Below are 12,359 nucleotides of genomic sequence, written 5' to 3' on the forward strand. Positions count from 1 at the left end.
GATTAACTCCTGGCGTTTTTAGCGTGGTATACAAAGGCGCTCATCAGCGCCGGATCTTTGACTCCCGGGGCGCTCTCCACCCCACTGGAGACATCAACGGCATAAGGGCTAACGTCACGCACCGCCTCGGCGACATTGTCCGGCGTCAATCCGCCGGCAAGAATGACAATATTTTTCTCGGCGGCCTGACGTGCCAGATCCCAGCGTCCCACCTTGCCGGTTCCACCGTAGGCCTGGTCACACCAGGCATCGAGCAACAGGGAGGTGACTGGATAGCGGTCGATTCCGACCAGGCTTTCCTCATCGCGAATGCGCAACGCTTTGACAACTCGGGCTGCGGAGCAGTGGCATTGCTCCGGCAATTCGTCACCGTGCAGCTGAACAACATCGAGCTGGCAGGTTGTCACGATATCGTCAATCACCGCCGACTGCTCGTTAACGAACAGTCCCACAGTGGTGACAAACGCAGGCAACTGTCGGATGATGTGCGCCGCCGTTTCAGGCGCAATATAGCGGGAACTCCGCGAATAAAACACAAACCCCAGAGCATCGGCACCGGCTTCGACGGCGGCCAGAGCATCCTTTAACGAGGTAATCCCGCAGATTTTCACCTTGACGTCGGCGAAGCGCACAGCGTCAGACACCGGTGCCTCCAAGAAGTTGCGCCAGCTTGGCAGCAAAATCCCCTTCGCGCATCAGGCTTTCACCGATAAGAAAGGCTCCGGCACCGGCTTTTCGCAAACGGGAGATCGACGCGTAATCCTGAATACCGCTTTCTGAAACCACCAGCCGCGAGCTGGGGATGTTCGGCAACAACCGCTCACTAACGGCCAGATCAGTAACAAATGTTTTCAGGCAGCGGTTATTCACGCCAATCAGAGTGCAGTCCGTCTGCAAAGCGATAGCAAGCTCTTCCTCATTGTGCACTTCAAGCAGAACATCGAGCTCCAGTTCTCGGGCCAGCGCATGAAATTTCTGCAGTTGCGAGAGATCTAGAGCGGCGGCTATCAACAAGATGGCATCGGCACCAAAAGCCCGTGCCTCATAAATCTGATGGGCATCAATGATAAAATCCTTGCGCAGTAGCGGCAACTGAACCTCAGCGGCAATCTGCTGGAGGAAGTCAAGATGGCCGTAAAAAAAGGTTTCATCCGTTAACACCGACAAACACGTGGCTCCTGCCGCTTCATAGCCTTTGGCAATGGCCACAGGATCAAAATCTTCACGGATAATTCCTTTGGAAGGGGAGCCTTTTTTCACCTCGGCAATAATGGCCACCCCATCAACGGCGCGCTGACGCAAGCATTTCTCAAAACCACGCGTCGCCGGAGCCTGAGCAATCCAATCCACTAACTGCTCGACGCAATAACGTTGCTTGGCGCTGGCTACTTCGATCTGTTTATGAGCAAGAATCTTATCGAGAATCATTGGTTGGTCATCCGAATCAAACCTTCAAGTTTCACCGTGGCCAGACCGGTATCAATGGTTTGTCGGGCCATATCCAACCCCGCACCAAGATCATCCACGACACCGGCGGCGACCAGGGCAAACGCACTGTTAAGCAACACGACATCCCGTTTCGGGCCAGGTTTCCCATGCAGGATATCTCGAACAATGCTCGCATTGGCTTTGGCATCGCCGCCCTGCAGGTCTTCCAGGACACAGCAACTCAAGCCGAAATCTTCCGGGGTGACTGTCGACAGGGTTATCTCGCCATCGTCAATACGGGCAATGTCTGTCGGTCCGGTCAAGGTCACCTCATCCATACCGTCACTGCCATGAACAACAAAACCACGTTTACAACCCAGGTGACACAACACCTCTGCCAGTGGCTTAACGAGATCTTTACGATACACACCCAGCACCTGGCGATCCGCTCTAGCCGGATTGGTCAACGGACCAAGCACGTTAAAAATAGTACGGATCCCGATCTCCCGACGCGGACCAATGGCGTATTTCATCGCACCGTGCAGAGCCGGGGCATAAAGAAAACCGACATTCAATTCATCAATACAGGATTCAACCACGGCCGGCGTGACATCGAGATTAACCCCGAGTTCCTCCAGCACATCGGCACTGCCGCAAGCCGAAGAGACACTGCGATTGCCATGCTTGGCGACCTTGATACCACAGGCAGCGACCACAAAGGCGACGGTGGTGGAAATATTAAAACTTTTAGTGCCACTGCCACCGGTTCCACAGGTATCGAGAATGGTCTCTTGATCGGTGTTGATCTCTTCGCGGTCGATGTCCAACGCTGCACCAACGCGGATCGGCGTCGCATGAGCACGCATCACTCGCGCAGCACCGCTGATTTCGGCAACGGTTTCCCCTTTAAGACGCAAAGCGGTGATAAATGCACCAATCTGGGCCGGAGTCGCTTCACCGCCCATGATCTGATTCATCACATCCACCATCTGATTTTCAGTCAGGTCGTGGCCGTCAACGACACGACCAATGGCTGCTTTAATCATGACTCCCTCCAGAATTGCTCTGCCAGGTCGAGATAATTCTGCAATAAAGGCTTTCCGGCCAGAGACAGAATTGACTCCGGATGAAATTGTACACCCCAAATGGCCAGCTCTTTATGCGCAACCCCCATAATCATATCGCGATCGGTCCAGCAGGTCACCTCCAGACATGAGGGGATCGTGGCTCGCTCGATGACCAGAGAATGATAACGGGTGGCGTCAAACGGGTTGTCAAGTCCGGCAAACAGATCTGTGCCTTTGTGGTACATAGCACTGGTTTTGCCGTGCATCAATTCGTCTGCGCGAACAATATTGCCGCCAAAGGCTTCGCCAATGGCTTGATGCCCAAGGCAAACACCGAGAATCGGCAGCTTTCCAGCAAAATATTGAATAGCTTCCACCGAGATTCCCGCTTCGCGGGGCGTACAGGGGCCGGGAGAGATGACAAGCTTCTCCGGATGTAATGCGGCAATTTCGTCAACAGTGATAGCGTCATTGCGATAGACCACCACCTCTTCTCCCAGTTCCCGAAAATACTGGACCAGATTATAGGTAAAGGAGTCGTAATTATCAATCATCAGCAACATTATTCGAGACCTCCTTCAGCCATCTCAATGGCCTTCATCACCCCTTTGGCCTTGTTGATGGTTTCCTCGTATTCTGCCACCGGCGAGGAGTCAGCAACAATTCCGGCTCCAGCCTGCAGGTGAACCCTATTGTCGTGAATAACAAGGGTGCGAATGGCAATCGCCATATCCATATTGCCGGAAAACGAAAAATAGCCCACAGCACCGCCATAAATCTCTCGGCGTTGTGGTTCCATCTCATCGATAATTTCCATCGCTCGGATCTTCGGAGCACCACTCAACGTCCCCGCCGGGAATGTTGCACGAAATACATCAAATGCGTCCATATTGTTATCAAGAACACCGCGGACATTGGAGACAATATGCATAACGTGAGAATAACGCTCAATAACTTTGAGTTCACTGATATTGACACTGCCGGTGCGACAGATACGACCGAGATCATTGCGGCCAAGATCGACAAGCATGACATGCTCAGCCAGCTCTTTCGGATCCTCAAGAAGCTCCCTCTCAAAAACTTCGTCCTCTTCAACGGTCTTGCCGCGTGGTCGCGTTCCGGCAATGGGACGCACTTCAACGACATCGTCCTCTTTACGCACCAGCACTTCTGGTGAAGCCCCAACCACCAATGTGGCACCGAAACGCAAAAAGAACATATAGGGAGACGGATTGATCGTACGCAAAGAGCGATAAATATCGAAAGGATCGGCCTTGAGTTCAGCAGAGAACCGCTGAGATAAAACCACCTGAATGACATCCCCAGAACGAACATACTCCTTACACTGCTCAACAGCTTCGAGAAATTGAGGCTTAGAAAAATTGGCGCTAAACTGGTGCTGTCCTTGCGGCTTGCACGCTTCAACGGCACGAGGTTGACGCAGCTTGCTGATCAACGCGTGAATTGTGCGAACAGCCTCATCGTAGACATGTTGCAAGTCAACATCCTTTTCAATGTGAACATTGCACACCACTTTAATTTTTTGTTGGCGGTTATCAAAAATCAGAATCGAATCGGTCAGGATAAAACAACTGTCATACGCACCGATATCAGCAGGATTGCCATCAGGAAGTTTCTCAACATAACGCACCATATCATAGCCGAGATAGCCAACCGCACCACCACAAAAGCGGGGTAAACCGTCCATTTCAACCGGTTGATAACGGCTCAGCAGAGTGCGAAGCACCTCAAGCGGATCATCACTGTCACCACTTTCATCGACCTGTCCATTACGAACTATCTCGTAGTGATCGCCGCGTGTGCGAAAAACACACCCCGCCCCACTGCCCAACAAGGAATAGCGCGCCCACTTTTCTCCGCCTTCGATACTCTCAAGTAAAAACGACAACTCACCGTTATCGATTTTTTTAAACGCCGAAACCGGGGTTTCCATATCGGCTAGAATCTCTGCATAAACAGGAATCAGGTTCCCTGTCGCAGACAACGCCTTGAATTCTGAAAATGTGGGTGTAATTTTCATCGACGTCCTCACTGAACAGTTAGAAAAAAAGGCAAGGGAAATCCCCTTGCCTTTTTATACGCTTACTATATTGCCACCGGATTATTCGGCAGCTTGCTCTTGATCAACAAACTCAATAATAGAGACCGGAGCGTTATCACCGAGGCGGTTACCCACTTTGATAATACGGGTATAACCACCAGCACGCTCAGAAAAACGCGGTGCAAGGCGATCAAACAGCTTGGCGACAACTTCCTTCTCACGGATAACACTCAGTGCCTGACGGCGCGCATGCAGATCGCCACGCTTACCTAAAGTAATCATTTTCTCAGCGATCTTACGAACTTCTTTAGCACGAGCATCCGTCGTTGTGATGCGCTCGTGATCGATCAACGACGTAACCATGTTACGCAGCATCGCAGCACGATGACTTGAATTGCGACCTAAACGGCGGCCTGACTTATTGTGACGCATTGTTACGATCCTTTCTATGCGTAGTCAGTGAACTAGATTTCTTCCCGACTTTTCTGCAGAACTTTAAGATATTCAGGGTCCGGGAAGTTCTCAAGTTTCATTCCCAAGGTCAAACCCATTTCAGCCAAGATATCTTTGATTTCGTTAAGTGACTTACGACCGAAATTCTGAGTTTTCAGCATTTCAGCTTCCGTCTTCTGGACCAGATCACCAATCAAGGAGATACGTGCATTCTTAAGGCAATTCGCACTGCGTACCGACAACTCGAGTTCCTCAACGCTGCGATACAAATTCTCATTGATCTTCTGAACTTCCTCCTCTTCCGGCTCCTCCTCAGGGATCTGCTCTTCATCAAAGTTGATGAACATCTGCAGATGCTCTTTGAGAATCTTTGCCGAATAGGCGACAGCATCTTCCGGCTTAACACTGGCATCCGTCCAGACTTCCAGTGTCAGCTTGTCATAATCAGTAATCTGACCGACACGGGCATTGGTGACAGCATAATTCACCTTTTTAATCGGTGAAAAAATCGAATCGATGGGAATCGTTCCGACAGGTGCCTTATCATCACGATTGCGCTCTGCGGTAACATACCCTTTGCCCATGGAAACGACCATATCGATCTCTACATCAGCTTCCTTGGTGCAGGTTGCAATATACAAATCCGGATTTAGAATTTCGACATTCGAATCCGTGACAATATCTCCTGCCGTGATAACACCAGCACCTTTTTTAACGATGCGAATATTACGACTTTCCTGACCTTCGAGACGGAGCAAAACTGACTTCAGGTTAAGAATAATGTCCGTAACATCCTCTGTCACGCCCGGAACAGTCGAGAATTCGTGAAGAACGCCCTTGATTCTTACTGAAGTGATAGCCGCTCCCTGCAGTGAAGACAACAGAATACGGCGCAATGAGTTACCAATCGTTGTACCGAAACCACGCTCGAAAGGCTCCGCAAAAAATTTGCCATAATTGGCAGTCAGGCTGCGGGAATCGACTTGAAGGCGTTTCGGCTTGATCAGATCTCTCCAGTTTTTATACATTCATTTTCTCCATGCTGAGGTTAGCTGAGTGATTGCGTATTACTTGGAATAGAGTTCAACAATCAACTGTTCCTCGAACACAGGAGTCGTCAACTCTTCACGCGCAGGTAAAGATTTGACTGTTCCTTTAAACGCATCTCGCTCGAGTTCCAACCAGGAGGGGATTCCACGACGCATCACGCTATCAAGAGCTTCAGAGATCTTACCGATCTTACGACTCTTTTCACGAACCTCAATCACATCACCGGCACGAACAAGGTAGGAAGGAATATCAACCTTACGTCCGTTGACAAGAAAATGTCCATGACGGACAAACAGGCGAGCCTCAGAACGGGTCGAAGCCAGTCCGAGACGGAATACCATATTATCAAGACGACGCTCAAGCAATACCAGCATATTGTGACCGGTAACACCCTTCATGGCTTTCGCCTTGTCGAATACGCGACGGAATTGCTTTTCACTCAAACCATAGCAAAAACGGACTTTTTGTTTCTCCGTCAGTTGGCGAGAGTAATCGGAAGGTTTACCACGACGACCGGCGCCATGCTCACCGGGAGGGGTCGGACGACGCTCAAGCAGACGGTCATACTTCGGGTTACCATAAATATTAACCCCAAGACGTCTTACAATTTTGCCTTTAGCTGTAAAGTTTTTTGCCATTTCAATATCCTCTGAAGTCTATCGTCAATCTGTCAAACCATCCCGTGATTACACGCGACGGCGCTTGGGAGGACGACAGCCATTGTGGGGGATCGGGGTCACATCTTTGATCATCGTGACGTTCAGGCCAGCACTTTGCAGTGCACGCAGTGCCGATTCACGACCGGAACCAGGACCTTTAACGCAAACTTCGACGTTACGCAGGCCATGCTCCTGTGCCGCCTTGGCTGCAGTTTCTGCAGCAACCTGTGCAGCGAACGGAGTACTTTTGCGCGACCCTTTAAAACCGGACCCACCTGCCGTTGCCCAGGAGATAACATTCCCACTGACATCGGCAATTGAAACGATCGTATTGTTAAATGTCGCCTGGATATGGGCAACACCATTGACGATATTTTTTTTCGCCTTACTTTTCCTTACAACTTTTTTACCTGGCTTAGCCATGGTTCCTCCAATTATTTCTTCTTACCGGCAACCGTTTTACGCGGTCCCTTACGGGTACGGGCATTGGTTTTCGTTTTCTGGCCACGCACAGGCAAGCCACGACGATGACGCAGACCACGATAGTTACCCAGATCCATCATACGCTTGATGTTCATGGATACTTCACGACGCAGGTCACCTTCTACCTTCAACTCATCATCAATAATCTTACGGATCTGGCCAACTTCGGCCTCCGTCAGATCATCGGAGCGAGTACTAAAATCTACACCAGCCTGAGACAGGATGTGTTGAGACGTTGAGCGTCCGATACCGTAAATATAGGTCAGCGCAACTTCAATTCGTTTATTTTTCGGTAAGTCAATACCAGCAATACGTGCCAACTTTGTATCCTCCTATTAACCCTGTCTTTGCTTATGCTTGGGGTTTTCGCAGATCACACGTAAAACACCCTTACGCTTGATCACTTTGCATTTATCACAAATGGTTTTTACAGATGCGCGAACTTTCATTACCAACCTCTACTCGATATGTCGTACTATTAACAGTTTACACTCTGGTCAGTATTTCATAACCAGTTTCAGTCACCGCAACCGTGTGTTCGAAATGTGCAGACGGGCGACCATCCTGCGTCACCGCAGTCCACCCATCATCGAGCACCCGAACATGCTGAGTCCCGGCATTCACCATCGGTTCTATTGCGAGAACCATTCCCTTTTTCAGCTTGGGACCGAAACCGGGTTTTCCGTAGTTCGGTATTTGTGGATCTTCATGCAACGACCGACCAATACCGTGACCTACGAATTCCCTGACAACGGAATAGCCTGCAGCCTCGACAACAGTTTGCACTGCAGCCGAAACATCCGACAGAGAGGCCCCAGGTGCGACCTTTTCTATCCCAGCGTCAAGAGACGCTTTGGTAACCTCCATCAAGCGAGTTTTTTCGCGATTAACGTCACCAACAGGCAACGTCACAGCCGAATCGCCATAAAAACCGTTGTAAAGGACACCAAAGTCAATACTTATAATATCGCCCTCAACCAGAGGTTGCTTAGTTGCAAAACCATGAACAACCGTGTGGTTTGGTGAAGCACAAATGGAACAAGGAAAACCGCCATATCCTTTAAAAGCAGGCTTAGCTTTCCTCTTCAAACAAGCTTGTTCTGCAATGTGATCCAACTCGCAGGTTGTAATACCCGGGACGACCTTCTCACGTAGTTCCTGAAGAATTTCCGCGACCATATGACAAGAAATACGCATCTTGTCGATCTCTTGCGGAGTCTTAACAATAATCACTCAGAAACCTGTAAAATCTCGAAAATCGCAGCGCGAACTTCATCGATAGGCAACATGCCATCAACCTGTGCCAATACGCCTGCTTTTTCATAATAATCTACCAAAGGCAACGTCTGCTCAAGATAGACGGCCATGCGATTACGAATTGTTTCCTCTTTATCGTCATCACGCTGAATCAATTCACCGCCGCACTTATCACACACACCGTCTTTTTGAGGCGGCTCAAATTCAATGTGATATCCAGCACCACACGCCTTGCATGTGCGGCGTCCTGCCAGGCGCATAACCAGAGCCTCGGTATCGACTTCCAGTGAGATGACAGAATCAAGTTCTTTACCCAACGTCGTCAAAGTTGCGCTAAGTGCGTCAGCCTGAGGAACCGTGCGCGGGAAGCCATCAAGAATAAATCCTGACGCACAATCTTCCTTCTGCAAACGTTCCTCAACGATACCAACAACAACCTCATCAGGAACCAAGTCGCCGGCATCCATAAAACCTTTAGCTTTCACGCCCATCGGCGTGCCTTCCTTGACCGCTGCGCGCAGTATGTCGCCTGTCGATATTTGCGGAACTGACAAGCGCTCGACAAGTGTCTTAGCCTGTGTTCCTTTACCGGCCCCAGGGGGTCCTAGCAAAATAAGCTTCATGGTAAAATCCTTTTTAGCCCCGCCGCCCTTTAATACTGGCACCACGCATAAACCCTTCATAAGAGCGTGAGATCAGATGAGACTCAATCTGTGATGCAGTGTCCATCCCAACACCAACGACAATCAACAAAGATGTACCGCCAAAATAAAATGGCACATTAAGCTGACCAATCAGCATTGTCGGCAGAACACAGACAACGGAAACATAAATTGCACCGGCAAACGTCAACCGACTCAAAACAACGTCCAAGTAATCAGAGGTCGCTTTTCCAGGACGCACACCAGGTATATAACCACCCTGATTCTTGACATTTTCCGCCACATCAACAGGGTTGAATGTTACAGCCGTGTAGAAATAACAAAAGAAAACAATGAATGCAACAAAAAACACATTATACAGCCAATGGCTTGGTGTCATCATCCCTGCCAGCTTCTGAACCCATTCAACATGAACAAAGTTTGCCACCGTTGCCGGAAACATGATTATGGAACTGGCAAAAATGGGTGGGATAACACCACTCATGTTAATCTTTAATGGAAGATGGCTCGACTGACCGCCTAGGTTGCGCATACCAACGACCCGTTTCGCATAGTGGATCGGCACTCGACGCTGCGCACGCTCCATAAAAACGATGGCCATGATGACAAGCACCATCAACACCAGGATGAATATCATCGTCACTGGAGGCATAGCACCTGTACGCAGCAAGCGGATCGTATTCACGATCGCAGATGGCATATTGGCAATAATACCGGCAAAGATAATCAGCGAGATACCATTGCCGATCCCGCGCTCAGTGATTTGCTCACCAATCCACATGATAAAAGCCGTCCCGGCCGTCAGCGTAAACACGGTCAAGATAACAAAACCAATTCCTTGGTTGGGAACCACCGGGTCTCCTGCAACATTCATAGATTGCAGACCAACGGCTATGCCGGCACCCTGGACAACAGAAAGTAAAACCGTTCCATAACGCGTCCAGCGCGTTATGACTTTACGGCCTTGCTCACCTTCTTTTGACAAACGCTGTACTGGTTCAAAAACAACCGTCAACAGTTGCAGAATAATAGAGGCACTGATATAGGGCATGATCCCCAGTGCGAAAACCGTCATGCGCTGCAAAGCGCCACCGGTAAACGCACTGACCATCCCAAGAAGTGTACCTTGAGTGCCTTCAAAAAAACTCGCTAAAACCTGACCATTGACACCCGGAGTCGGGACATGACAACCCACCCGATAAACTGCAAGCATCATCAAAGTAAACAGGATACGTTGGCGCAGTTCCGCAATGCGGAAGATATTTTGAAGACTTTTAAGCAATGTTAGATTTCCTCGATCTGTCCGCCAGCTGCCTCAATTTTGGCAACTGCAGATTTGCTGAATTTCTGAGCTTTGACTGTCAGAGACTTGGTCAACTCACCATCGCCGAGAATTTTAACCCCATCTTTAGCAGCCTTGATCAGACCTGCCTTGATCAGAGCTTCTGCATCAACGACGGAACCAGCTTCGAGAGTGTCCAGATCGCGCAAATTAACCAGTGCATACACTTTGCGGTCCAACGGAGTGAAACCACGCTTTGGCAGACGACGCTGCAGCGGCATCTGACCGCCTTCAAAACCAGGCTTAACACCTCCACCGGAACGAGCATTTTGGCCTTTGTGACCACGTGCAGCTGTTTTTCCGGTACCGGAGCCAGGACCGCGGCCAATACGCTTTCTATTTTTAACGGATCCCGCTGCGGGACTCAAATTACTCAAATCCATTTTTTAATTCCTATCTAGGCTTCCTCAACAACGACCATGTGACCGACCTTATTGATCATGCCACGAATCTCAGGAGTATCCTTCAAAACAACGGTTTTATTGAGTTTAGTCAGGCCAAGCCCCTTGAGTACTTTAGTAAAATACTCAGGACGGCCAATGCCACTCTTCTTCAGCGTTACTTTAATTTCATTTGCCATCTGATCTCTCCAACTCGAAACGCTTATGCTGTCAGGCCACGACGGGCTTTAATCTCGTCTGCACTTTTCAGTTGCTTCAGAGCATCCATCGTTGCTTTAACAACATTATGAGGGTTATTCGAGCCCAGGCATTTGGACAGAATATCACCTACACCAGCAGCTTCAAGCACGGCACGAGCCGGTCCACCGGCGATAACACCGGTACCTTTCGAAGCAGGTTTCAACAACACGCTTCCAGCACCAAAATTGCCCAAAACATCAAAAGGGATGGTCCGATCGTCCAAGGGAACCTGAATCATGTTCTTCTTGGCCTTCTCAACCCCTTTGCGAATTGCTTCGGGAACTTCTTTTGCTTTGCCATGGCCGAAACCTACCTGGCCATTACCGTCGCCAACAACAACAAGTGCGGAAAAACTAAAACGCCGTCCACCCTTGACTACTTTGGCACAACGATTGATGTGAATCACACGATCAATCATTTCTGTTTCATTTTGCTCATTGCGATGCAAAGGACCCTCCTATTCTCTTAAAACACCAGGCCGGCTTCACGAGCTGAATCAGCCAGGGCCTTTACACGGCCGTGATAGACATAACCATTGCGATCAAAAACAACCTCTTTAATATCTTTTTCGAGAGCCATTTTTGCAATCGCTTCGCCGACAGCTTTTGCTGCCGCAACATTACCAGTATAATTCAGACCATCTGCAACAGATTGATTCTGAGACGATACCGACACCAGTGAAGTACCTGTTGTATCTTCGATGATTTGTGCATAAATGTGTTTTGCACTACGAAAAACGCACAGCCGGGGACGTGCAGCGGTACCAACCACTTTACGACGCACACGTGCTTGCCGTCTTTTTCTCGATTGTGCTCTTGAAATTACGCCAGCCACTTTAAATCTCCCGTGTTAATTTAATTACTTACCAGCCTTACCGGCTTTACGCAGGATACGCTCATCCGCGTACTTGATCCCCTTACCTTTATAAGGCTCAGGACCACGGAATGAACGAATCTTAGCGGCTGTTGCACCAACCAGCTCTTTATCGATCCCGCTTACGGTCAACTTGGTTTGTTTTTCTACTTCTACAGAAATACCGTCCGGCAGCGGATACTCGATAGGATGTGAATAACCGAGAGCCAGATTCAATGTACTGCCCTTGACATCCGCACGATACCCGACACCGTTAATTTCGAGAACCTTGGAAAAGCCGTTCGTTACCCCTTCAACCATGTTGAAAATCAGTGAACGATACAGGCCCTGCATGGCAGTATCACGCCGTGCAGTTTTAACCGGCTCGACATTAATCGTGTCG

18 protein-coding genes and 1 pseudogene are annotated in these 12,359 nt (G+C 49.4%); all 19 read right to left on the bottom strand.

The window, feature by feature from the left end:
• Window positions 1–2 precede the first annotated feature (2 nt).
• Window positions 3–644, bottom strand: coding sequence for a phosphoribosylanthranilate isomerase (locus tag DACE_RS11725; protein WP_006001483.1), 642 nt, complete (start codon window positions 642–644; stop codon window positions 3–5).
• Window positions 637–1,428: an indole-3-glycerol phosphate synthase TrpC gene (gene trpC, locus DACE_RS11730; RefSeq protein WP_006001486.1), complete on the bottom strand. Its 792-nt coding sequence runs from the start codon at window positions 1,426–1,428 to the stop codon at window positions 637–639. Before trpC ends, DACE_RS11725 begins: the two co-directional genes overlap by 8 nt.
• Window positions 1,425–2,474: an anthranilate phosphoribosyltransferase gene (trpD, locus tag DACE_RS11735; RefSeq protein WP_006001488.1), complete on the bottom strand. Its 1,050-nt coding sequence runs from the start codon at window positions 2,472–2,474 to the stop codon at window positions 1,425–1,427. The genes trpC and trpD overlap by 4 nt, the downstream gene beginning before the upstream one ends.
• Window positions 2,471–3,058 (bottom strand): aminodeoxychorismate/anthranilate synthase component II, encoded by a 588-nt coding sequence (locus DACE_RS11740; RefSeq protein WP_006001490.1) that lies wholly within the window; start codon window positions 3,056–3,058, stop codon window positions 2,471–2,473. Before DACE_RS11740 ends, trpD begins: the two co-directional genes overlap by 4 nt.
• On the bottom strand, window positions 3,058–4,536 hold the full coding sequence (gene trpE, locus DACE_RS11745; protein WP_006001492.1) for an anthranilate synthase component I: 1,479 nt from the start codon (window positions 4,534–4,536) through the stop codon (window positions 3,058–3,060). The genes DACE_RS11740 and trpE overlap by 1 nt, the downstream gene beginning before the upstream one ends.
• 96 nt (window positions 4,537–4,632) lie before the next feature.
• Window positions 4,633–4,989, bottom strand: a pseudogene (gene rplQ, locus DACE_RS11750) (50S ribosomal protein L17); the annotation flags it as partial.
• 32 nt (window positions 4,990–5,021) lie between these two features.
• On the bottom strand, window positions 5,022–6,038 hold the full coding sequence (locus DACE_RS11755; protein WP_006001496.1) for a DNA-directed RNA polymerase subunit alpha: 1,017 nt from the start codon (window positions 6,036–6,038) through the stop codon (window positions 5,022–5,024).
• Window positions 6,039–6,077: 39 nt separating this feature from the next.
• Window positions 6,078–6,698 carry a 30S ribosomal protein S4 gene (gene rpsD, locus DACE_RS11760; protein ID WP_006001498.1) on the bottom strand — a complete coding sequence of 207 codons (621 nt, stop codon included), beginning with the start codon at window positions 6,696–6,698 and terminating at the stop codon, window positions 6,078–6,080.
• A gap of 48 nt (window positions 6,699–6,746) precedes the next feature.
• On the bottom strand, window positions 6,747–7,142 hold the full coding sequence (rpsK, locus tag DACE_RS11765; protein WP_006001500.1) for a 30S ribosomal protein S11: 396 nt from the start codon (window positions 7,140–7,142) through the stop codon (window positions 6,747–6,749).
• Between the two features lie 11 nt (window positions 7,143–7,153).
• Window positions 7,154–7,522: a 30S ribosomal protein S13 gene (rpsM, locus tag DACE_RS11770; protein ID WP_006001502.1), complete on the bottom strand. Its 369-nt coding sequence runs from the start codon at window positions 7,520–7,522 to the stop codon at window positions 7,154–7,156.
• A 15-nt stretch (window positions 7,523–7,537) separates the two neighbouring features.
• A complete protein-coding gene (rpmJ, locus tag DACE_RS17940; protein WP_081450007.1) occupies window positions 7,538–7,651 on the bottom strand; it encodes a 50S ribosomal protein L36 in 114 nt (37 codons plus the stop codon).
• Between the two features lie 37 nt (window positions 7,652–7,688).
• A complete protein-coding gene (map, locus tag DACE_RS11775; protein ID WP_006001504.1) occupies window positions 7,689–8,435 on the bottom strand; it encodes a type I methionyl aminopeptidase in 747 nt (248 codons plus the stop codon).
• Complete coding sequence (locus DACE_RS11780) at window positions 8,432–9,082, bottom strand: adenylate kinase (protein ID WP_006001506.1); 651 nt, start codon at window positions 9,080–9,082, stop codon at window positions 8,432–8,434. The genes map and DACE_RS11780 overlap by 4 nt, the downstream gene beginning before the upstream one ends.
• Window positions 9,083–9,095: 13 nt before the next feature.
• On the bottom strand, window positions 9,096–10,403 hold the full coding sequence (secY, locus tag DACE_RS11785) for a preprotein translocase subunit SecY (protein WP_006001508.1): 1,308 nt from the start codon (window positions 10,401–10,403) through the stop codon (window positions 9,096–9,098).
• Between the two features lie 2 nt (window positions 10,404–10,405).
• Complete coding sequence (rplO, locus tag DACE_RS11790) at window positions 10,406–10,846, bottom strand: 50S ribosomal protein L15 (protein ID WP_006001509.1); 441 nt, start codon at window positions 10,844–10,846, stop codon at window positions 10,406–10,408.
• A 14-nt stretch (window positions 10,847–10,860) separates the two neighbouring features.
• The gene (rpmD, locus tag DACE_RS11795) at window positions 10,861–11,043 is read right to left on the bottom strand and encodes a 50S ribosomal protein L30 (protein ID WP_006001511.1); all 183 of its coding nucleotides are present in this window, start codon (window positions 11,041–11,043) and stop codon (window positions 10,861–10,863) included.
• A gap of 23 nt (window positions 11,044–11,066) precedes the next feature.
• Entirely contained in the window at window positions 11,067–11,522 is a 456-nt protein-coding gene (gene rpsE, locus DACE_RS11800) for a 30S ribosomal protein S5 (RefSeq protein ID WP_040367237.1), read from the bottom strand.
• A gap of 47 nt (window positions 11,523–11,569) precedes the next feature.
• The gene (gene rplR / locus DACE_RS11805) at window positions 11,570–11,938 is read right to left on the bottom strand and encodes a 50S ribosomal protein L18 (RefSeq protein ID WP_006001515.1); all 369 of its coding nucleotides are present in this window, start codon (window positions 11,936–11,938) and stop codon (window positions 11,570–11,572) included.
• 24 nt (window positions 11,939–11,962) lie between these two features.
• Window positions 11,963–12,359, bottom strand: a 397-nt coding sequence (gene rplF / locus DACE_RS11810; RefSeq protein WP_006001517.1) for a 50S ribosomal protein L6, incomplete at its 5' end; no start/stop codon positions are given.

The organism is Desulfuromonas acetoxidans DSM 684 (assembly GCF_000167355.1).
GTDB classification, from domain to species: Bacteria; Desulfobacterota; Desulfuromonadia; order Desulfuromonadales; family Desulfuromonadaceae; genus Desulfuromonas; species Desulfuromonas acetoxidans.